General features: G+C 68.4%; 22 protein-coding genes. 15 read left to right on the top strand and 7 right to left on the bottom strand.

Translation table 11 applies throughout. From position 1 onward, the window contains the following. Nucleotides 1–155: 155 nt before the first annotated feature. The 3 genes from nusG (at nt 156) to rplA (ending at nt 2,173) form a co-directional block, all read left to right on the top strand. A complete protein-coding gene (gene nusG, locus EV649_RS41650) occupies nt 156–929 on the top strand; it encodes a transcription termination/antitermination protein NusG (protein ID WP_241998437.1) in 774 nt (257 codons plus the stop codon). 12 nt (nt 930–941) lie between these two features. Then, nucleotides 942–1,376, top strand: coding sequence for a 50S ribosomal protein L11 (gene rplK, locus EV649_RS18530; RefSeq protein ID WP_130384683.1), 435 nt, complete (start codon nt 942–944; stop codon nt 1,374–1,376). Nucleotides 1,377–1,450: 74 nt separating this feature from the next. Further along, nucleotides 1,451–2,173, top strand: a complete 723-nt coding sequence (rplA, locus tag EV649_RS18525; RefSeq protein ID WP_130384682.1) for a 50S ribosomal protein L1 — start codon at nt 1,451–1,453, stop codon at nt 2,171–2,173. Nucleotides 2,174–2,233: 60 nt separating this feature from the next. On the opposite strand, the gene EV649_RS18520 is transcribed toward rplA, so the two are convergent. Then, the gene (locus EV649_RS18520) at nt 2,234–2,821 is read right to left on the bottom strand and encodes a TetR/AcrR family transcriptional regulator (RefSeq protein ID WP_130384681.1); all 588 of its coding nucleotides are present in this window, start codon (nt 2,819–2,821) and stop codon (nt 2,234–2,236) included. 77 nt (nt 2,822–2,898) lie between these two features. On the opposite strand from EV649_RS18520, the gene EV649_RS18515 reads away from it, so the two are divergent. Next, a complete protein-coding gene (locus tag EV649_RS18515) occupies nt 2,899–3,348 on the top strand; it encodes a pyridoxamine 5'-phosphate oxidase family protein (RefSeq protein ID WP_130384680.1) in 450 nt (149 codons plus the stop codon). A gap of 74 nt (nt 3,349–3,422) precedes the next feature. Here EV649_RS18515 and EV649_RS18510 read toward each other — a convergent pair whose 3' ends face one another. Then, nucleotides 3,423–4,466 carry an alpha-hydroxy acid oxidase gene (locus EV649_RS18510; RefSeq protein WP_130384679.1) on the bottom strand — a complete coding sequence of 348 codons (1,044 nt, stop codon included), beginning with the start codon at nt 4,464–4,466 and terminating at the stop codon, nt 3,423–3,425. Nucleotides 4,467–4,692: 226 nt separating this feature from the next. Here EV649_RS18510 and EV649_RS18505 point away from each other — a divergent pair, with 226 nt between their 5' ends. Further along, entirely contained in the window at nt 4,693–5,811 is a 1,119-nt protein-coding gene (locus EV649_RS18505; protein ID WP_130384678.1) for a hypothetical protein, read from the top strand. Here EV649_RS18505 and EV649_RS18500 read toward each other — a convergent pair. Continuing rightward, nucleotides 5,808–6,326: a hypothetical protein gene (locus EV649_RS18500; protein ID WP_130384677.1), complete on the bottom strand. Its 519-nt coding sequence runs from the start codon at nt 6,324–6,326 to the stop codon at nt 5,808–5,810. The two genes, EV649_RS18505 and EV649_RS18500, sit on opposite strands and share 4 nt — an antisense overlap. Nucleotides 6,327–6,492: 166 nt before the next feature. On the opposite strand from EV649_RS18500, the gene EV649_RS18495 reads away from it, so the two are divergent. Genes EV649_RS18495 through EV649_RS18485 form a run of 3 tightly spaced genes read left to right on the top strand, consistent with a single transcriptional unit; the run spans nt 6,493 to nt 9,120 of the window. Then, nucleotides 6,493–7,779 carry a sensor histidine kinase gene (locus EV649_RS18495; protein WP_130384676.1) on the top strand — a complete coding sequence of 429 codons (1,287 nt, stop codon included), beginning with the start codon at nt 6,493–6,495 and terminating at the stop codon, nt 7,777–7,779. 4 nt (nt 7,780–7,783) lie between these two features. Beyond that, nucleotides 7,784–8,428, top strand: coding sequence for a response regulator transcription factor (locus tag EV649_RS18490; protein WP_130384675.1), 645 nt, complete (start codon nt 7,784–7,786; stop codon nt 8,426–8,428). Further along, nucleotides 8,428–9,120 (top strand): DUF4097 family beta strand repeat-containing protein, encoded by a 693-nt coding sequence (locus EV649_RS18485; protein ID WP_130384674.1) that lies wholly within the window; start codon nt 8,428–8,430, stop codon nt 9,118–9,120. The genes EV649_RS18490 and EV649_RS18485 overlap by 1 nt, the downstream gene beginning before the upstream one ends. Here the strand turns inward: EV649_RS18485 and EV649_RS18480 are convergent. Genes EV649_RS18480 through EV649_RS18470 form a run of 3 tightly spaced genes read right to left on the bottom strand, consistent with a single transcriptional unit; the run spans nt 9,107 to nt 12,652 of the window. Further along, nucleotides 9,107–9,745: a bifunctional 4-hydroxy-2-oxoglutarate aldolase/2-dehydro-3-deoxy-phosphogluconate aldolase gene (locus EV649_RS18480; protein ID WP_130384673.1), complete on the bottom strand. Its 639-nt coding sequence runs from the start codon at nt 9,743–9,745 to the stop codon at nt 9,107–9,109. The two genes, EV649_RS18485 and EV649_RS18480, sit on opposite strands and share 14 nt — an antisense overlap. Beyond that, nucleotides 9,742–11,346: a D-aminoacylase gene (locus EV649_RS18475; protein WP_130384672.1), complete on the bottom strand. Its 1,605-nt coding sequence runs from the start codon at nt 11,344–11,346 to the stop codon at nt 9,742–9,744. Before EV649_RS18475 ends, EV649_RS18480 begins: the two co-directional genes overlap by 4 nt. A gap of 1 nt (nt 11,347) precedes the next feature. Further along, the gene (locus tag EV649_RS18470) at nt 11,348–12,652 is read right to left on the bottom strand and encodes an amino acid deaminase (protein ID WP_130384671.1); all 1,305 of its coding nucleotides are present in this window, start codon (nt 12,650–12,652) and stop codon (nt 11,348–11,350) included. Nucleotides 12,653–12,797: 145 nt separating this feature from the next. Here EV649_RS18470 and EV649_RS18465 point away from each other — a divergent pair, with 145 nt between their 5' ends. Genes EV649_RS18465 through EV649_RS18455 form a run of 3 tightly spaced genes read left to right on the top strand, consistent with a single transcriptional unit; the run spans nt 12,798 to nt 14,923 of the window. Then, a complete protein-coding gene (locus tag EV649_RS18465; RefSeq protein WP_130384670.1) occupies nt 12,798–13,772 on the top strand; it encodes a sugar kinase in 975 nt (324 codons plus the stop codon). Then, nucleotides 13,769–14,503, top strand: coding sequence for an IclR family transcriptional regulator (locus tag EV649_RS18460; RefSeq protein ID WP_130384669.1), 735 nt, complete (start codon nt 13,769–13,771; stop codon nt 14,501–14,503). Before EV649_RS18465 ends, EV649_RS18460 begins: the two co-directional genes overlap by 4 nt. A gap of 15 nt (nt 14,504–14,518) precedes the next feature. Continuing rightward, nucleotides 14,519–14,923 carry a RidA family protein gene (locus EV649_RS18455; protein WP_130384668.1) on the top strand — a complete coding sequence of 135 codons (405 nt, stop codon included), beginning with the start codon at nt 14,519–14,521 and terminating at the stop codon, nt 14,921–14,923. On the opposite strand, the gene EV649_RS18450 is transcribed toward EV649_RS18455, so the two are convergent. Further along, on the bottom strand, nt 14,920–15,528 hold the full coding sequence (locus EV649_RS18450; protein WP_241998327.1) for an SMI1/KNR4 family protein: 609 nt from the start codon (nt 15,526–15,528) through the stop codon (nt 14,920–14,922). The two genes, EV649_RS18455 and EV649_RS18450, sit on opposite strands and share 4 nt — an antisense overlap. A gap of 52 nt (nt 15,529–15,580) precedes the next feature. On the opposite strand from EV649_RS18450, the gene EV649_RS18445 reads away from it, so the two are divergent. The 4 genes from EV649_RS18445 (at nt 15,581) to rplL (ending at nt 18,867) form a co-directional block, all read left to right on the top strand. Then, entirely contained in the window at nt 15,581–16,390 is an 810-nt protein-coding gene (locus tag EV649_RS18445; protein WP_130384666.1) for an IclR family transcriptional regulator, read from the top strand. Beyond that, the gene (locus EV649_RS18440; protein ID WP_130384665.1) at nt 16,390–17,574 is read left to right on the top strand and encodes an MFS transporter; all 1,185 of its coding nucleotides are present in this window, start codon (nt 16,390–16,392) and stop codon (nt 17,572–17,574) included. Before EV649_RS18445 ends, EV649_RS18440 begins: the two co-directional genes overlap by 1 nt. 213 nt (nt 17,575–17,787) lie before the next feature. Next, complete coding sequence (rplJ, locus tag EV649_RS18435) at nt 17,788–18,417, top strand: 50S ribosomal protein L10 (RefSeq protein WP_130384664.1); 630 nt, start codon at nt 17,788–17,790, stop codon at nt 18,415–18,417. A 63-nt stretch (nt 18,418–18,480) separates the two neighbouring features. Next, nucleotides 18,481–18,867: a 50S ribosomal protein L7/L12 gene (gene rplL / locus EV649_RS18430; protein ID WP_130384663.1), complete on the top strand. Its 387-nt coding sequence runs from the start codon at nt 18,481–18,483 to the stop codon at nt 18,865–18,867. The last annotated feature ends 115 nt before the right edge of the window (nt 18,868–18,982 follow it).

Raw genomic sequence — 18,982 nt, 5'->3', positions numbered from 1 at the left:
ACGAGCCGGTCGTGGTGGTGCCGGCGGCCGACGAGGCCGAGGCCGCCGAGGTCGTGACCGAGGACGACGTCGAGGACGCCGCCGAGGAGCTGGCCGACGAGACCGCCGAGACCGCTCCGCTGACCACCGCCGAGGCGCCTGCCGCGGCCGACGAGGTGGTCTTCTCCAGCGGTGACGACGAGTCCGGTGACGACGAGTCCGACGACGCCGACGACGACGCTGACGTGGACGCGCTGGCCGCGGCCGCCGCCGCGACGGACGACGACGAGGACGACGCGGAGGTAGCGGAGGCGGAGCCCGAAGAGCCGGGCGACCCGCTCGAGGAGCTGCGCAGCCGGCTGCGTTCGCAGATCGGCGACTGGTACGTCGTGCACACGTACTCAGGGATGGAGAACCGGGTCAAGGGCAACCTGGAGAACCGGATCAACTCCCTGAACATGGAGGACTACATCTTCGAGATCATCGTGCCGACCGAAGAGGTCGCCGAGATCAAGAACGGTCAGCGCCGGATGGTCAAGCGCACCGTCCTCCCCGGCTACGTGCTGGTCCGGATGGACCTGACCGACGAGTCCTGGTCGACCGTGCGGCACACGCCGTCGGTGACGGGCTTCGTCGGGAACAGCCAGAAGCCGGTCCCGCTCAGCCTCGAAGAGGTCGAGAAGATGCTCGCTCCGGCTGTCGTGGCGGCAGCCGAGGCGGCGGCAGCCGAAGCCGGCGCCGCACCCGCCAAGACCGCGGCGAAGAAGAAGGTCGAGGTTGCCGACTTCGGTGTCGGTGACTCGGTCATGGTGGTCGACGGGCCGTTCGCGACCCTGCACGCCACAGTCACGGAGATCAATGCCGAGGCCCAGCGGATCAAGGCCCTGGTGGAGATCTTCGGCCGGGAGACCCCGGTGGAACTCAGCTTCAACCAGATCCAGAAAGTCTAAGGACCCGACAGAATGCCTCCCAAGAGTAAGAAGATCGCTGCCCTGGTCAAGGTGCAGCTCCAGGCCGGTGCCGCGACGCCGGCCCCGCCGGTCGGTACCGCGCTCGGCCCGCACGGCGTCAACATCATGGAGTTCTGCAAGGCGTACAACGCCCAGACGGAATCCATGCGTGGCAACGTGGTGCCGGTCGAGATCACGATCTACGAGGACCGTTCCTTCACCTTCATCACCAAGACGCCGCCGGCGCCGGAGATGATCAAGAAGGCCGCCGGCCTGCAGAAGGGCTCGGCCGTCCCGCAGCGCGACAAGGTCGGCAAGATCACCAAGGACCAGGTCCGCGAGATCGCCACCACCAAGATGCCGGATCTGAACGCCCGCGACATCGACGCGGCGATGAAGATCATCGAGGGTACGGCGCGCTCCATGGGCGTCACCGTCGACGGCTGATCAGTACCACTTCACACGTAGTCGTGGCAGGGCGAAGCGCCGCCCGGAGACCACACCCCAGAGAGGAACCAGTCATGGCACAGCGCAGTAAGGCATATCGCGCCATCGCGGAGCAGATCGACTTCGACCACCTGTACACCCCGCTCGAGGCCATCAAGCTGGCCAAGCAGGGCGCGACGGGCAAGAAGTTCAACTCCACGATCGACGTCGCAATGCGCCTCGGGGTCGACCCCCGCAAGGCCGACCAGATGGTGCGCGGCACCGTCAACCTTCCGCACGGTACCGGCAAGACGGCACGGGTCCTCGTCTTCGCCACCGGTGAGAAGGCCGAGGCCGCGAAGGCCGCCGGCGCCGACTTCGTCGGCGACGACGACATGATCAAGAAGGTGACCGACGGCTGGCTCGACTTCGACGCCGTCGTCGCGACTCCTGACCTGATGGGCAAGGTCGGCCGCCTCGGTCGCGTGCTCGGCCCGCGTGGTCTGATGCCGAACCCGAAGACCGGCACCGTGACCCCGGACGTGGTCAAGGCCGTGAACGACATCAAGGGCGGCAAGATCGAGTTCCGGGTCGACCGGCACGCGAACCTGCACTTCATCATCGGCAAGGTCTCGTTCGACGAGGCCCAGCTGGTGGAGAACTACAGCGCCGCGCTCGAGGAGATCCTCCGGTTGAAGCCGGCCAGCTCGAAGGGCCGCTACATCAAGAAGACGGTCTTCTCGACCACGATGGGGCCGGGCGTCCAGGTTGACCCCAACCTGAGCCGCAACCTCACCGAGGAGTCGGTCGAGGCCTGAGCCTCCACCGCTTCGTCAGCAGATGCCCCCGGGATCTCCCGGGGGCATTTCTGTTTGCGCTCAGTCGGTAGGCAGTGGCTGAATGCCGGTTGCGATCGCGACGACAAGAGCGGCGGCGTGTGTGGTGAGCTCGCGCCGACCGCCGGTGCCGGCGTGGATCTGCAGTGCGACGCCGTCCAGCACCGACGTGATCAACCGCGCCCGCATGCTCACGTCGGTATCGCTCGATCCGGTCGACACCCGCCGGATCAAGACCTCGAGCTCGCCGTAGAACGTCTCGTAGATCTCGTGGTTCAGTCGGCGGAACCGCTCGTGATGGTACGCCAGCAGCGACATCGTCCCGAAGATGCTGCCCGCTCCGGTCGTCCAGTTCCGTACCAGCGCTCGGGAGGCATCCCCGAGCCCCTCGATCGTGGCGGCCTGTCGCACGGCCGCGAGATCGTGGTCGAACTCGGCCCGGATCACTGCCTCGAGCAGATCGTCACGGGTCGCGAAGTAGTACTGCAGATTCCCCAGGGTCATCTCGGTCCTGGCCGCGATCCGCCGCAGGACGAACTGGTCGAACCCCTCCTCGATCAGCAACTCGCGCGCGATCGCCAGTACGACGTCCCGCCGCGCGCGCCCGCGCGTGCTCAACGAGTTGACCATGATCGGGCCAGTCTACGACGCTCTAGGTCGATGACCTATTATTGGTCACTGACCTAGAAAGTACTCGGAGGATCTTCATGTCACAGCGTTTGTCCCGCACGGAGCGCGAGGCGTTCTTGTCCGACGTTCGGATCGGCGTCCTCTCCGTCGACTCGGATCAGCCCGACCGAGCTCCTGTCAGTGCTCCGGTCTGGTACGGCTACACCCCTGAAGCCGGCGTCTGGGTGATCATGAACGGCCGGTCCCGCAAGGGCACCGCGATCGAGACCGCCCGGCGCTTCGTCCTCGTGGTCCAGTCCGAGACCATTCCGTATCGTTATGTCACCGTCGAGGGTCCCGTGACCGAGATCCGCGCCACCGACACGGAGAAGGACCTTCTCCCGCTGGCGATCCGCTATCTGGGTGAACAGCGCGGAAGGTCGTACGCCAAGGAATGGGAAGCGGCCGGCTCCGCTGAAACCGATCTCGTCTACGTCATGAAGCCCACCCATTGGAACACCGCGGATTTCACGGACGACCTGGCCTGACATCGCGGGCGGAGCACTGGCGCCGCGCCTGGGACGGCAGGCAAGGTACGAGCGGTGGCCGCGAGGCCATACGCTCAGCCCGCCGAGCGGGTCGTGACCAGGTCGGGGGTCAGTGAGGACGGTGTAGAGACGCCGACCAGCCGCAGGGTGTGGTCGAGTTCGGTGCCGAGGTCGGTCAGTAGCCGGGTGACGCCTTCGGACGAGCCGACGGTCAGGGCCCACAGGGCGGGCCGGCCGACGAACACCGCGCGGGCGCCGAGGGCCAGTGCGGCGAGCACATGTTCGCCGCGGCGGATGCCGCCGTCGACGTACACCTCGAGGTTGCTTCCGGCGACGGCTTCGGCGACCTCGGGCAGCGCCTGCGCGGTGGGGATCGAGCCGTCGAGCTGACGGCCGCCGTGGTTCGAGACGATGATGCCGGCGGCGCCCGCGTCGGCGCAGCGCTTGGCGTCGTCGCCGCGGAGGACGCCCTTCACCACCACCGGTAGGCCGGTGCGTTCCGCGAGCCAGCCGATCACGTCGGGGTTCAGGTCGTCGGCCTTCGCGAGGTCGTCGTCGGTCCAGTCGCCGACGGGCAGGTTGGCCAGGAACTGCCCGGGTTGCGCCACGTCCCAGACCGTCTCGCCGTCGTCTTCCTTCCGGCCGACCACCGGGGTGTCGACGGTGAGCACGACCGCCCGCGCCCCGGCCTCGACGGCGGCGTCGAGCATCCGGACGGTGATCTCCCGGTTCCGCACGACGTAGATCTGCAGCCACCACGGAACGCCGGTCGTCCCGAGCTCGGCGAACGTCGTACCGGCGTTGCTGGAGACACCGAGGACTGACTTCGCCGCGCCGACGCCGCGCGCCATCGCGAGCTCGCCGTCCGGGTCGGCCATCCGCTGCATCGTCGACGGCGCGACCAGGATCGGCGCGTCCACAGGTGTGCCGAGCACCGTCGTACTCAGGTCGACTGCTGACACGTCGTTCAGCACGTGCGGACGGAACCGGTACGCCGACCAGGCCGAGGTCGCCTCGGCGACGCTGACCCCGCCGGCCGAGCCCTGCCGGAAGTAGCGGTGCACGGCCTCCGGCAGCTTCTCGGCGGCCGCGCCTTCCAGGGTGTCGATCCATCGCATGCGGCCCATCGTCGCACCCGGTGGTTCCGCAGCGGACCGAATTGCGCGGCGGAGGGTGGTGGCCGGACGGTACAGTGGACGACATGACGCAGTACGGGCGGCGATTTCTGCGCCCCGGCCGGCACGACGGTGCCGACGGGGTGAGCTGCTGCTGCGCTCTCTCCTGAGGTGACCGCGGCCGACCGGGGTGGACCCCCGTCGAGACCGTCATCCTGGAGAGAAACTCATGTCTGTCCTCACTGTTGAAGAACTGCACTCTGCCCTGGCGCTGCGCGACCTCACCGACCCGGCCCAGGGCCCGCACGCCGTCCAGCTCGTCGTCGATGCGATCCGTACGGCGCTTGGTGCCGCCTGGCCGTACACCGAGATCTGGACCCGTCGCGACCATCCCGTCGTACCGATGGCCGACAACTACGACAACCTCGGGTACGCCGCCGGCGCGGTGACTCGCGAGGCTCGCTACACGCGCTATGTGTCCGAGACCGAGGTGTTGCGGAGTCACACGTCGGCGATGATTCCGCCTGCGCTCCGTGAGCTCGCGGAGTCGGAGTCGTCCGACGTGCTGATGATCTGTGCCGGCATCTGTTACCGCCGGGACTCGGTCGACTGGCAGCACACCGGTACGCCGCATCAGCTCGACCTGTGGCGGGTCAGCCGCAACGTGACGCTGGGCGAACCGGAGCTGGAGGACATGATCGCCCGTCTGGTCGACACTGTCCTTCCCGGGCAGACCTATCGCACCGTGCCGGCGGTCCACCCGTACACGATCCACGGTCGGCAGATCGATGTCCTGCTGGACGATCAGTGGATCGAGATCGGTGAATGCGGGGTGGCGGCGCCGCACGTCCTCCGCATGGCCGGCCTGGACGAGAGCTGGACCGGCCTCGCGATGGGCCCCGGCCTGGACCGGCTGATGATGCTCCGCAAGGGGATCCGTGACATCCGCCTGCTCCGCTCGACGGATCCGCGGGTGGCGGGTCAGATGCTGGATCTCGCGCTGTACAAGGCGGTCTCGTCGATGCCGCCGGTCCGTCGCGACCTGTCCGTCGTGGTCGACGAGTCGGCGGACGTGTCGGCGGAGGTACTCGGTGACAAGGTACGCGCCGCGCTCGGCCCGGATGCCGATGCCGCGGAGTCGCTGGAGGTGCTGGGCGAAACGTCGTACGACGACTTGCCGACGGGGGCCCGTGAGCGTCTCCAGATGATTCCCGGTCAACGGAATCTCCTGGTCAGGCTGGTCCTGCGGCCGGTGGACCGCACGCTCACCGACGCGGAGGCGAATGCCTTGCGCGACAAGGTCTACCGCGCGCTTCATGAGGGTCCTGTGCTCGAACTCATCGGCTAGACCCGCCGGAGTTCGCGGGCGGCGACCACGAAGGCGCACACAGCCAGCGGCAGCTCCAGGAGGAGCGCCTCGGTCACCGAGAGGGTGCGGTCGAACCCGGCCGCCGCCGTACTCACGTCGAACCAGGCGTCGGCCGTCAGCAGCGTCCCGGCGGCCATCGCGGTCAGAGCGGCGTACCTGTTGCGTGTGTGCAGCAGGTACGCCGTGAGACCGGCGGCGATCGCAGTGCCGCAGTCGAGGCCGATCCAGGTGAGCTTCCAGTGGCCCGCCTGGTAGGTGCTCGGCAGCGTGGCCGCGAGGATCAGGCACCACGGAAGCAGCACTGCCGCGACCCCGGCGGCGACCAGCGCGGCCAGCCCTCCGGGGGAGCGGCGGGCGCGGATCTTGCCGTCCAGCCGGCCTTCGGCGATGTAGTCCTCGAGCGCGTCGGCCACGCGGTCGTCGATCGCGTCACCGAGCTTCCCGTCCACGGCCCGGCCGATCCCACCGGTGCTGCCGATCGCTGTCGTCGTCATGCTTTCGAGCATCCCGGCGACGGCCGCTCGGCACAGTCCGGCCAGCCCACGAACAGGGGTAGGGATAACCCCCGGCCCGGTCCGTGGGCTGTCCTCATGTCGCCCGCTCGCGACGACGACGTAAGTTGTGACGGCAAGCAGGCGCTGACACGGGGAGGTGGTCCGGATGACGGTTGCTGCGAATCCGGTTCCCCGGACGCCCTGGCGACTCTGGCGCTCGCCGTACTTGTGGTTGGCAACCATCCACATCCTCGGCGACGCCGTAGTGGTGCTCACCTCCGGACTGCTCGTGCTGGCCGCGGTCCTGGTCGCCTTGCTGGCTTGGCCCCTCGGGTACGTCGGGATTCCGCTGAGCGCCGGCGCGAACCGGTTGGTGTACCGGGTGGCCGGATGGGAGCGAGCGCGGGCACGGATCACTCGCGGGCAGGTCATCCCGCCGTTGATCCCACCGCAGCCCGCCGGATCACGGGTCGCCGACGCGAGGCTCGCGGTGACCGACCGCGGCATGTGGCAGCAGTTCCTGTACTACCTACTGCTGTTGCCGCTGGCAATCGTTTGGCTGGTGCTGATCCTGACCGCGTGGTCGGTGCCCCCGGTGCTGATCGCGTTGCCGCTCTACTACAACCGGTTCGCCGCCGCGCAGGCGCAGCTCGGACCGTTCGTGATCGACTCGGTCAAGATGGCTTCGATGGTGGCGATCGTCGCGGCCGTGTTCCTGCTGGTGGTGTCGCCGGTGCTGATTCGGCTGGCATCAACTCTGGACGCGGAGCTCGCGCGGAGGTTGCTCGGCCGGTCCGAGAGCGGTGCCCTGGCGGAGCGCGTCACGCAGCTGGTGACGAGCCGGCAGCAGGTGGTCGACTCCGTCGAGGCCGAGCGACGGCGGATGGAGCGCGACCTGCACGACGGCGCGCAGCAGCGGCTCGTCTCGCTGGCGATGACGCTCGGCCGTGCCAAGAATCGCCTGGGGAGCAAGGAGCCCGCGGTGCGCGCGTTGATCGAGGCTGCGCATTCGGACGCGATGCAGGCGATCGTCGAGCTCCGCGACCTGACGCGCGGACTGCACCCGCCAGTGCTGACCGATCGTGGTCTGGATGCGGCGCTGTCGGCGTTGGCGGTCCGGTCACCGGTGCCGATGCGCGTGCGGATCGGCATACATCAACGGCCGTCGCTGACGATCGAGTCGATCGCGTACTTCGTGGTGACGGAGGCGCTGACCAACGTGGCCAAACATGCTGAGGCGGCGCACGTGGAGGTCTCGGTGGTGCGGAGGGGCGACGTACTGCGGGTCGAGGTGCGGGACGACGGGCAAGGCGGTGCCGATCCGTCCAAGGGCACCGGGTTGCGCGGGCTGACCGATCGGGTGGCCGGAGTCGACGGATGGCTCACGGTGGAGAGTCCACCGGGTGGCGGGACCACGCTGACCGCGGAGGTTCCCTGTGGTTCAGGAGATTGAGCATATGCGGGTGGTGATCGCCGAGGACTCGGTGCTGTTGCGTGAGGGCATCGTGCGGCTGCTGGAGGAGCAGGATTGCGCAGTGGTGGCGGCAGTCGGGGACGGTGACGCGCTGCTGAAGGCGGTCGAGGCGCATCGGCCGGACGTGTGCGTGGTCGACGTACGGATGCCGCCGACCTTCACCGACGAGGGGTTGCGGGCGGCATTGGTGATCCGCGAGCAGTACGCCGAGGTCGGCGTACTCGTGCTGTCGCAGTACGTCGAGGAGCGCTACGCGAGTGAACTGATCGGTGGGAACCCGGGTGGTGTCGGGTACCTGCTCAAGGATCGCGTGGCGGATGTCGATCAGTTCATCGACGGGCTGCGCCGGGTCGCGGGCGGTGGCGCGGCGCTGGATCCGGAGGTGATCTCGCAACTGCTGGTGCGATCGCGGAAGGAGGATCCGCTCGCGGTCCTGAGTCCGCGGGAACAGGACGTTCTCCGGGCGATGGCGGAAGGCAAGTCGAACGCCGGGATCGCCCAGGCGCTCGTCGTCGGTGAAGGCGCCGTGGAGAAGCACATCAGCAACATCTTCCTGAAGCTGCGACTGTCGCCGACCGAGGGCGAGCATCGCCGGGTGCTCGCCGTGCTCAAGTACCTGGACACGTGATGACGACCGCGCAGCGCAGAATGCTGATCATCGGACTGGTGCCGGTGCTGGTGCTCGTGATCACCGGTGCAGCGGTCACCGTGTCGTTGATCCGGGGGAAGCTGCCGTACGAATACTCGACCTCGTTCACACCCGGACCGCAAGGCGTGAAGGTGGTGTCGGGCGTGCCGCTGCAGTTGCTCGCGAGCGCCGACGGAAAGGTACATGTGACGGTCGACGGGACATACGCCGTCGCGCAGCCCGCCGTAAAGGTGGCGATGGTTGGCAGGGTGCTGGACGTCGAGACCACCTGCCCCGATGTGCACTGCGATGTCGAGCTGACGGTGGAGGTGCCGAGCGCGGCCGCCGTGCACGCGAAGGCCGACGGTACGTCGATGACCGCGACCGGCGTTGCTTCGCCGCTGACGGTGGAAGCCACCGATGCCTCGGTCACCCTGACCCGCGTGCGGAGCCCGCGGGTTTCGGTGGACGCGGTGCACGGTTCCATCGACATGCTCTTCGACAGCGCGCCGGTTCAGGTCACCGCCACCGCCAGCGACGGATCTCTTATGGTGCAGCTCCCACGTACGGCGACGTACGCGATCGACGCGCTCGCGGCCCAAGGGTCCACCCAGGTCGACGTACCGAACGACCCCAGTTCCTCGAACCGCCTCTACCTACGAACCAGCTACGGCAGCATCACCGTTCAATAGCGGCGCAGAAGTTCTTGGCCTTCGCGGTGATGGACTCCCAGTTGGCGGAGGCTACGTCGGCCGGGGAGACGACGTCAGTGCCGGCGCTGACGGCCAGGGCGCCGGCGGCCAGGAAGTCGGGGGCGTTGGTGGCGTTGACGCCGCCGGACGGGATCAGCGGGACGCCGGGGAACGGGCCGTTGAGGTCCTTGAAGTACTTCGGGCCCAGCTGGTGGGCGGGGAAGATCTTCACCGCGGCCGAGCCGAGGGCGAGCGCGGTCATCACCTCGGACGGCGTGAAGGCGCCGAGTACGACGGGGATGCCGGCGGTCCGCGCTGCTTCGGCGATCGCCCCAGCCTCAGGACCCTGCCCGGGGGTGACGAGGAACTGGGCGCCCGCGTTGATCGCCTGCGTGGCCTGGTCGCCGGTCTGGACCGTGCCGGCGCCGACGACCGCGCCGGTCTCGGCCGCGGTGGAAGCGGCGCGCTCCAGGTGCCGGGGGAGGTCCGGGGTGGTGTAGGTGAGCTCGACGACGTGGATGCCGCCGGCAACCAACGCGGCGCAGAGGTCGCGGGCGTCCGAGATCTCCGGGGCGCGGACGACGGTCAGAACCCGATCGGCTCGGAGCAGCTCCAGGGTGTTCACAACAGGTTCCTTTCAGCTGAGGTACGGCGAATGGCGCGGCCGGGGCGGGTGGGCGTTCGCTGCGAGTCGTCGATGACAGGTGTGCCGTTGACGAAGACGTACGGGATGCCTGCAGCTTGCCGGCGGGGTTCGGGAAACGTGGCGGTGTCCTGGACGGTCGCGGGGTCGAAGAGGACCAGATCGGCGGCGTACCCCTCGCGGACCAGCCCGCGATCGGGGAGCCGGAGGCGGCGGGCGGGGCGGCCGGTGAGGTGGTGGATGCAGTCGGCGAGGTCGAGTACGCCGAGCTCGCGGACGTAGCGGGCGAGGTACCGCGGGAAGGTGCCCCACGACCGCGGATGCGGCTTCCCGCCGACCAGGATCCCGTCCGAGCCGCCCGTGTGCGACGGGTGCTGCATGATCGCGCGCACGTTCTCCTCGTGGCCGACGTGCTGCAGGATCGACGTGGCGAGGTCGTCGGCCAGCAGGATCTCGAAGAACACTTCCGAGGCTGGCTTGCCGGTGCGTGCCGCGAGGGCCGCGACGGTGCTGCCGACCGCGTCGGACAGGGCCGGGTTGCGGACGCCCCCGATCTCGATCGTGTCCCACTCCACCACGCAGCCGTGGCAGCCGTCGGACCCGACCTGCTCCAGCTCGTAGCTGATGCGTTCCCGCGCGGACGGGTCGCGGAGCCGGGCGAGCAGCGCGTCCGGTCCACCCTCGGCGGTCCAGCTCGGCAGGATCGCCGCCAGGGTGGTGGCGCCCGGCAGGTACGGATAGGTGTCGGTGGTGACGTCCACACCGGATGCGAGTGCTTTGTCGATCATCTCGACCAGCTCGGAGCCCCGGCCGGCGTTCGGCGCGAAGTTCATCACCGCGTGGGTCAGGTGCAACGCACACTCGGAGCGGCGCGCCACGTCGACCATCTCGGCGTACGCATCGAGAGCGCCCTTGCCGTACGAGCGCTGATGCGGTGCGTAGTAGCCGCCGTACGACGCGACGACCTCGCACAGCTCGACCAGCTCATCGGTACCGGCGAACATGCCGGGTGTGTACGTGAGCCCGCTGCTCATCCCGACCGCGCCCTCACGCAGTCCGTCGGCGAGCAGCTGCTTCATCCGTGCGAGCTCGTCGACGGTCGCCGGACGGTTGGAGGTGCCAACGACCATCAGGCGCAGCGTGCCCTGCGGGATCAGGTACGCCGCGTTGCAGGCGATCCCCTGGTCGAGGCGGTCGAGGTACCCGGCGACCGTCGACCAGGAGAAGTCGAAGTCGTCGGGTTCCCCGTTCCAGCCGGCGATCTGGCGGCGTACGACGGCCCGCGTCGGATCGTCGATCGGGGCGAAGGACAGGCCGTCCTGACCGAGGACCTCGAGCGTGACGCCCTGGCTGATCTTGGCGGTGTGGTCGGGGTTGACCAGGATCTGCAGGTCCGAGTGCGAGTGCATGTCGATGAACCCGGGCGACAGCACCAGCCCGTCCGCGTCGATCGTCCGGTGCGCGGCCGGGAGGTCGTTGCCGATGGCCACGATCCGCCCGGCGTCGACCGCGACGTCGGCGTGGTACCCGGGCGCGCCGGAACCGTCGACGACCAACGCCCCCGTGATCAGCAGATCTCTCATGTCAGAAGAACGTCCGGACAAGGTCGACGATGACGGGATCCGCCGCGTCCGGGTCGTCGATCACCGGGATCAGACCCCACTTGTCGAAGGCTGTGCAGGGGTGCGACAGGCCGACGCGGAGCTCGTCGCCGATCACCACGTCCTGGTCGTCGCCGAACTGCAGGTAGCCGTGCTGGTCGTTGAGGTTCGTCACCTTCATCCCGGCGGCCGACAGGATCGGCGAGCCCTCCGACCGCGGCCGGATCAGCTGCGGCTCGGGATAATCCTGGTCGAACGGGAAGTCACGGCGTCCGCCGTCGAAGATCGCCAGCCCCGGCTCGGGCTGCGACGTGATGCGCATCCACCCGTGCATCGCCGGAACCAGCTGCTCGCCGTCCGTCCGCGGGTGCTCGCCGAGCGGCGACAGCCGCCGGTAGAGCCCGTCATCGTGGGAGATGTACGCGCCGGAACGCAGTACGACCCGGGCGCCTTCGCCCGCCTCGGAGGCGAGCACCTTCGCGACCTGCTCGAAGTACTGGCTCCCGCCCGCACTGACCACCGGTACAACGTCCTCGTCGTACAAGGGCCGCAGCCGGTGGTGAACGGTCGCGAGCTCCCGCAGGTACGCACGGACCTCCTCGAGGTTGGCCTCGTCGACTCCGTGCCCGATCGCGCCCTCGTACCCGGCCACGCCGACGAGCCGCAGCGTCGACGCGTCGGCGATCGCGTCGCCGACGGCCAGTGCGGTCTCGAGATCCCGGGCGCCGGTCCGGCCGCCGATGCCGCCCACCTCGACCAGTACGTCGAGCGGTCGCGCGTCGGCACCGACGTACGCCGAGCGTGCCGCCTCCATCTGCTCGACGGTGCGGACCGAGTCGGCCCACACCATCACCTCGAACGCCGGGTCGGCCGCGAGCTCGTCGGCGATCCAGCGCAGCTGCAGGGGCGAGATCACCGCGTTTGCGATGAGCACGCGCTGTACGCCGTACGCGCGGGCGACACCGAGCTGGAACCCGTTGGCCAGCGTGATGGCCCAGGCGCCGGCGTCCAGCTGCATCGCCCAGAGGGCGGGTGACATCGTGGTCTTGCCGTGCGGCGCGAGCTCCACACCGTGCCGGGTGCACCAGGTGGCGAGGGTGTCGACGTTGTGTCGCAGGCCGGGGGCCGACAGCGTCATCAGCGGAGTGGGGAGCTGGGAGAGCCGGGGTCGGTCGGCCAGCACCTCCGCGACGGTGCGGCCCCAGAAGGCGGGCGGCAGGGCCTTGTCCTGCCAGCTCACCTGCTGATCGGCGAGAGCGGCGACGGTGTCGGCATCGTAAGCAGGCATCTGACCCCCTGGGATTGGGATTGCAGAATACGCAACGCTCATTGCGCATTCTGACTCGTCGGTTGTAGCATCGCGCCCGAAGTCGCGTCAACGCGCGCCTATCCAACGCAGCCCTATCCCATCACCCCGCCGCCAAGGAGTGCCGATGCCCGAACCGCTCCCTGAGACGGCCGCGATCTGCGTGGGTGAGGCGATGATCATGCTCGCGGGCGGGCCGGGACCCCTCAAGGACGTGGAGACGTTCCGGCGGTCGGTCGGCGGGGCGGAGTGCAACGTGGCCGGTGGGCTGGCGGCGCTCGGCGTACCGACCGGGTGGATCTCGCGGCTCGGTGACGACGGCTTCGGCCAGCACGTACTGCGGGATCTGCAGGCGCGTGGTGTCGACGTCGGAGGTGTCGAGCTGGACCCGGTCCGGCCGACCGCGCTCTACGTGAAGGAGTCGGAGGACGGGCGCTCCCGGATGCATTACTACCGGACCGGCTCCGCGGCTGCTGCCATGAACCCGGAGTTCCTGAACCGGCCTGAGGTCAGCGAGCGACTCAAGCAGGCCAAGCTTGTGCACACGACCGGAATCACTGCGGCGATCTCAACGACCAGTGCGGAGATGCTGGAGCGGCTGGCGACTGAGCCGCGTGAGTACCTGCTCAGCGTGGACCTGAACTGGCGGCCGGCATTGTGGCGGGACAGGGACCCTGAGCCGTTGTGGCGGTTGCTGAAGGCGGCCGACATCGTGCTGATCGGTGCTGACGAGGCTCAGGTCTTCGCAGGCACAGGCGACCCGGACGAGCTGTACGAGCGCATCGGGGCGCGGACTCTGGTGGTGAAGGATGACGCGCACACTGCGATGGTGCTCGAGCAGAACGGCCGTACCGAGGTCCCCGCGCTGTCTGTAGATGTCGTGGAGACCGTCGGAGCGGGGGATGCGTTTGCGGCGGGATTCCTCACTGGCACGTTGCAACAGCTTCCGATGGTGCAGCGGTTGCGGTTGGGGCATTTGACTGCGGCAGCTGTTTTGACAGTGCCAGAGGACCACGCACCGCCCCCGGCGCGAGAGGTGCGTGAGCGACTGCTGACCTGCACCGACGAGGAGTGGGCAGCGACGAAGATCGGGCCGACATGAGTCAGAGCCTCGGCAGGGCGTTGCAGATCCTCAAGAGCCTCGGCGAGGGGGAGCGCTCGCTGGACCAGCTCGCGGCCGAGCTGGGCGTGCACAAGACGACAGTGCTGCGTCTCCTACGCACCATGGAGGCAGAGCGGTTCGTACGCCGTGACTCGGCGCACCGCTACCGCCTGGGCTCGCAGCTGTTCGCGCTCGCGGACGTGGCGCGCGAGCAACACGTCGTACGGCAGGTTGCTGCACCGCATCTGCGCGAGCTGAACCAGAAGACCGGTCAGACGGTTCACCTGGCCGCCTGGGAGAACGGTGAGGTCATCTACGTCGACAAGCTCGACAGCGTGCGTTCGGTGCGCATGTACTCGCAGGTCGGCGTACCGGCGGCTCTGCACTGCACTGCGGTCGGCAAGGTGCTGCTGGCCGCGCAGCCGAAGCGGCAGCGGGAGGCGCTGCTGGCGACGCTGGACTACAAGGTGTACACGCCGAACACCATCACCGACGCGGACCGGTTGCGGGACGAGCTGCAGCTGACCAAAGAGCGTGGCTGGGCGCAGGACAAGGCAGAGCACGAGTCGTTCATCAACTGCATCGGTGCGCCGTTGAGTGACAGCACCGGGCGCGTTGTCGGGGCCGTGTCGTTGTCGGTGCCCGACGTACTGCTGAACTATGACCAGGTGCTCGAGCTGCTACCCGAGTTGCTCGCCACCGCCAACGCGATCAGTGCCGACTACAACTGAGAGGTGTCAGACCTGATGTCCGACAAGACCGCAGTCTCCACCACCGACGCGCCGCCGCCGATGCCGGTGTTCTCGCAGGGCGTCCGCAAGGGCAACATCCTGCAGGTGTCCGGCCAGGGCTCGGTCGACCCGGCCAGCGGCGACTTCGTGTTCACCGGTGACGTGAAGGGCCAGACCACCCGGGTGCTGCAGAACATCGAGGCGATCCTGAAGGCCGGTGGCGGGAGCATCGACGACGTGGTGATGCTGCGCGTCTACCTCACCCAGCGCGAGGACTTCGCCGCGATGAACGAGGCGTACGCCGAGTTCGTGTCGACCCGTACGCCGAGCGGCGTCCTGCCGTCGCGGACCACCGTCTTCACCGGCCTGCCGCTGCCGGACATGCTGGTCGAGATCGATGCACTTGCTGTCCTCAGCTAGCTCTTGACCGGTACCCGGATCAGTGGCTCGTCGTTGACGGTCTGCTGGTCCGGGCCGAGGTCCCACCAGATCTCCTGGTGGGTAGTGAGGTACGGGTACCAGCCGTTGACGCCGGTGCCGTGGTGCAGGGAGTGCACCACCTCTGAGAGGTACGACGCGAGGTCCGGCCAGGTGGTGTCGAAGTCACCGGTCCCGTCGTGAGCCGCGATGCCCAGTCGCCCGCGCGCGGGGCCGGGACGTAGGTCGATGACGTGAAGATCGCCGTCACTGTCGGCCCACGGGATCCAGGCCGGATGCCAGTAGTGCTCCGGCTCCGGCGGATGAACCGCGAAACCGTCGAGGTCCGCGGCGAGGTCCATCCGCAGCTGCCAGTTCTCGGCGATCTGGGCTGCGCTCGACGGCGGCGCCTCCGGTAGGAGGTTCGCCCAGGACGTCAGGCCGTTGTGGCACCTGAGCGACTCGATCAGCTCGGGGGGCAGCTCCAACACGCGCTGAGCCGCTTCCAGCTCCGCATCGGTGGCCGACGGTGCGAGTACGGCGTACGTCGTTGGAGCGTGCTGCGCCAGCCATTCGTCGAGCCGGCTCCAGGAGGCGGTGATGCTCACCGGCTGGACACTACCTCGACAGCTTTCCCGTATCGCGGGATATGGTTTCACCATGCAGGAAGCGCGCGGTTCTGTGCAGTCGATCGACCGCGCTGTGGCGATCCTCCGCTGCTTCGACGCGCGGACACCGGACCTCGGGATCAGCGACCTGGCACGGGCGACCGGCCTGTCCACGAGCACCGTGCACCGGCTGCTGCTCGCCATGCAGGAGAACGGGCTCGTCCGGCAGACCGCCCACCGGCGGTACGCGATCGGCCCGCTGGTCGTGCAGCTCGCGCACAGCGGCGGGATTCCGGCCGGCCTGCGCGACGCTGCCCTGCCGGTGCTGCGTGCACTCCGCGATGACACAGGGGAAACCGCGGCCGTGCACGAGTTGCTCCCGTCAGGGCAGCGCGTCGTACTCGACCAGGTCGAGAGCCATCACCAGTTGCGCCGTACCTACACGGAGTTCGGTCTGCCGGTCGCGCTGCCACTAGGTGCGCCGGGGAAGGTGCTGCTGGCGTTCCTGCCGTTCGAGCGGCAGCAGGAGGTCTTGAAAGGCCCGCTCGAACAGGTGCTGCCTGCGACGATCACCGACCCGGAGGTGCTCGCGGAGCAGTTCGCGGCGATCCGCCGGCGCGGGTACGCGATGTCGCGGACCGAGCGGACGCCAGGGATCTGCAGCGTCGCGGCGCCGGTGTTCGGCTACTCCGCTGAGGTCGCCGGCTGTCTGAGTGTCTCCGGCCCCGAGATGCGGATGCCGGTCGAGCGGATGGAGGAGTTCGGGATGAGGGTCGCCGAAGGTGCCTGGTCGGTGTCGGAGTTGCTGGGGGCCACCCCGGTCGCCCGGGACCGTAGTACGGCGCTGGCCGGCGGCCGGTGATGTCACAGGCCCGGAGCCTCTGGAAAATCGCACCTGCGGTCTATCTGCCCGCTCTGCTGTACGGCATCGGTCAGGGCGCGATCGCACCCGTCGTAGCGCTGTCGGCCACGCACCGGGGCGCCTCGGTTGCTGTAGCCGGTCTGGTCGTTGCTGCTGCCGGACTGGGCCAGGTGATCGGCGACATCCCGGCTGGTGCCCTCACGAACCGCATTGGTGAGCGCAGCGCGATGCTGTCCGCCACCGTCCTCGTAGCGCTTGCACTGGCAGCCTGTCTGGTCGTCCCAACGGTCTGGGGTCTGGCCATCGCCATCGGCTGCACCGGACTGGCCGGTGCGGTCTGGGGCCTCGCCCGACAGGCCTACCTGAGTGAGGCCGTACCGATCACGCTACGGGCCCGCGCACTGTCCACACTGGGCGGCGTCCAACGCATCGGCTCGTTCATCGGTCCGTTCCTCGGTGCGGGCGCGATGAAGTTCCTCGGTACGGACGGCGCGTACTGGGTGCACCTGGTGGCCGCAGTACTCGCCTGTGGAGTCCTGGTGAGCCTGCCGGACGTCGCCAACAGACGCGGCAGGGGACCGATCGCGGCACAGTCGACCTGGGGTGTCATCCGCGACCACTTCCCGGTACTGCGGACTCTCGGTGTCGGAGCGTTGCTCGTCGGGGCGGTGCGGGCGTCGCGGCAGGTGGTCATCCCGCTGTGGGCGCTGCACATTGGACTGGACGCGCAGACGACCAGCATCATCTTCGGGCTGTCCGGCGCGGTGGACATGTTGCTGTTCTATCCGGCCGGTTCGGTGATGGACCGGCTCGGTCGCAAGTGGGTCGCCGTACCGTCGATGATCGTGCTGGGGCTGGCGCATCTCCTGCTCCCGTTGACGCACTCCACGGTCACACTGACCGCGGTCGCACTGCTGATGGGGATCGGGAACGGCCTGGGCGCCGGGGTCATCATGACGCTCGGCGCGGACGCCTCGCCGCCGGTCGGACGTGCCCAGTTCCTCGGCGCCTTCCGCCTCTTCGCCGACACCGGCAACGGCGCCGGTCCCCTGCTACTCGCAGGCGCAACGGCAGCCCTCGGACTGGCACCGGCGATCATGATCATGGCCGGAACCGGCTGGGCCGCAGCCACGGCGATGCACCGCTGGATCCCACCGCATCCGAGAACAGAACAACCTGCGTGAACAACCGATTTGGTCGCCAAGCTAGACGTTGATACTGTTATCGAGCCGAAGACCGCTGGTTGCTGCCCTAGGTAGCTGAAAGTCCCACTCAGGTGGGCGGCCCGCGCAGGTGACTTGGATAGTGACATCAGTATGTTCACGCCCTTGCGCCTGCGCAGGGGCGTATTTCATTTCCAGGGTCCCCGGCAAGGAAGCCGAAAGAAGGAGACCCCCATGGCGAGGCCGGACAAGGCAGCCGCTGTCGCGGAGCTGACGGACGAGTTCCGTAGCTCCAACGGCGCCGTGCTGACCGAGTACCGCGGTCTCACCGTTGCGCAGCTCAAGCAATTGCGAGTTTCGCTCGGTGACGACGTGAACTACGCCGTGGTGAAGAACACGCTGACCAAGATCGCGGCCAAGGATGCGGGAGTCGACTCGTTCGACTCGCTGCTCGAAGGCCCCTCGGCAATCGCCTTCATCAAGGGCGACCCGGTGGTTGCGGCCAAGGGTCTGCGTGACTTCGCCAAGGCGAACCCCCTGCTCGTCATCAAGGGTGGAGTGCTGGACGGTAAGGCACTCGGCTCTGACGAGATCAGCAAGCTCGCTGACCTGGAGTCGCGTGAGGTTCTCCTCGCGAAGCTCGCAGGTGCGATGAAGGCGGCCCCGCAGCAAGCGGTGTCGTTGTTCGCTGCTCCGCTGTCGCAGGCCGCGCGCCTGTTCGCGGCGCTGCAGGACAAGTTGCCCGCCGCCCCTGTGCAGGACGCAGTGGCGGACGTCCAGGACACCGTCCAGGACACCGTCCAGGACACGGTCGAGGCACCTGCCGAGGCGAGCACCGAGGAGACTGCCGCAGCGGACAGCTGAGGCAGCTCACGCAACACCCCCATCAGTGATCACCAAGCACCATTGTTAGGAAGGACCGCCACCATGGCGAAGCTCAGCACCGAAGAGCTCCTCGGCCAGTTCAAGGAACTGACCCTGCTGGAGCTGTCGGAGTTCGTTAAGGCTTTCGAGGAGGAGTTCGGCGTCACCGCCGCCGCCCCGGTTGCCGTTGCCGCTGCTCCGGGCGCCCCGGCTGCCGCTGCCGAAGAGGCTGCGGAGCAGGACGAGTTCGACGTCGTCCTCGAGGCGGCCGGCGACAAGAAGATCCAGGTCATCAAGGAGGTGCGCGGTCTCACGAGCCTCGGCCTGAAGGAGGCCAAGGACCTCGTCGAGTCGGCCCCGAAGCCGATCCTGGAGAAGGTCGACAAGGCTGCCGCGGAGAAGGCCAAGGAGGCCCTCGAGGGCGCCGGCGCCACCGTCACGCTGAAGTGACTTCGATTACGTTCCGCTGCGGGACGTAACGAATGTGTAGAGAAGGGCGGTCCCCGCAAGGGGGCCGCCCTTCTGGCATTTCGGATCGCTAGGATCTCATCCGCTTGACTTTCAG

Origin of the sequence: Kribbella sp. VKM Ac-2569 (assembly GCF_004216905.1) — a bacterium.
In the GTDB taxonomy this organism is placed as follows: Bacteria; Actinomycetota; Actinomycetes; order Propionibacteriales; family Kribbellaceae; genus Kribbella.
Note: the sequence above shows the minus strand (reverse complement) of the source record. Positions and strands in the feature narration are given on the sequence as shown.

What these genes read in the sequence shown, in the direction of transcription:
- EV649_RS18510 (WP_130384679.1), bottom strand. Translation starts at nt 4,466, where the DNA reads ATGCGATGGATCGACACCCTGGAAGGCGCGGCCGCCGAGAAGCTGCCG.
- EV649_RS18515 (WP_130384680.1), top strand. Translation starts at nt 2,899, where the DNA reads ATGTCACAGCGTTTGTCCCGCACGGAGCGCGAGGCGTTCTTGTCCGAC.
- EV649_RS18500 (WP_130384677.1), bottom strand. Translation starts at nt 6,326, where the DNA reads ATGACGACGACAGCGATCGGCAGCACCGGTGGGATCGGCCGGGCCGTG.
- EV649_RS18460 (WP_130384669.1), top strand. Translation starts at nt 13,769, where the DNA reads ATGAGTCAGAGCCTCGGCAGGGCGTTGCAGATCCTCAAGAGCCTCGGC.
- EV649_RS18465 (WP_130384670.1), top strand. Translation starts at nt 12,798, where the DNA reads ATGCCCGAACCGCTCCCTGAGACGGCCGCGATCTGCGTGGGTGAGGCG.
- EV649_RS18520 (WP_130384681.1), bottom strand. Translation starts at nt 2,821, where the DNA reads ATGGTCAACTCGTTGAGCACGCGCGGGCGCGCGCGGCGGGACGTCGTA.
- EV649_RS18470 (WP_130384671.1), bottom strand. Translation starts at nt 12,652, where the DNA reads ATGCCTGCTTACGATGCCGACACCGTCGCCGCTCTCGCCGATCAGCAG.
- rplK (WP_130384683.1), top strand. Translation starts at nt 942, where the DNA reads ATGCCTCCCAAGAGTAAGAAGATCGCTGCCCTGGTCAAGGTGCAGCTC.
- EV649_RS18445 (WP_130384666.1), top strand. Translation starts at nt 15,581, where the DNA reads ATGCAGGAAGCGCGCGGTTCTGTGCAGTCGATCGACCGCGCTGTGGCG.
- EV649_RS18485 (WP_130384674.1), top strand. Translation starts at nt 8,428, where the DNA reads ATGACGACCGCGCAGCGCAGAATGCTGATCATCGGACTGGTGCCGGTG.
- rplL (WP_130384663.1), top strand. Translation starts at nt 18,481, where the DNA reads ATGGCGAAGCTCAGCACCGAAGAGCTCCTCGGCCAGTTCAAGGAACTG.
- EV649_RS18490 (WP_130384675.1), top strand. Translation starts at nt 7,784, where the DNA reads ATGCGGGTGGTGATCGCCGAGGACTCGGTGCTGTTGCGTGAGGGCATC.
- EV649_RS18505 (WP_130384678.1), top strand. Translation starts at nt 4,693, where the DNA reads ATGTCTGTCCTCACTGTTGAAGAACTGCACTCTGCCCTGGCGCTGCGC.
- EV649_RS18475 (WP_130384672.1), bottom strand. Translation starts at nt 11,346, where the DNA reads ATGAGAGATCTGCTGATCACGGGGGCGTTGGTCGTCGACGGTTCCGGC.
- EV649_RS18440 (WP_130384665.1), top strand. Translation starts at nt 16,390, where the DNA reads ATGTCACAGGCCCGGAGCCTCTGGAAAATCGCACCTGCGGTCTATCTG.
- rplA (WP_130384682.1), top strand. Translation starts at nt 1,451, where the DNA reads ATGGCACAGCGCAGTAAGGCATATCGCGCCATCGCGGAGCAGATCGAC.
- rplJ (WP_130384664.1), top strand. Translation starts at nt 17,788, where the DNA reads ATGGCGAGGCCGGACAAGGCAGCCGCTGTCGCGGAGCTGACGGACGAG.
- EV649_RS18495 (WP_130384676.1), top strand. Translation starts at nt 6,493, where the DNA reads ATGACGGTTGCTGCGAATCCGGTTCCCCGGACGCCCTGGCGACTCTGG.
- EV649_RS18455 (WP_130384668.1), top strand. Translation starts at nt 14,519, where the DNA reads ATGTCCGACAAGACCGCAGTCTCCACCACCGACGCGCCGCCGCCGATG.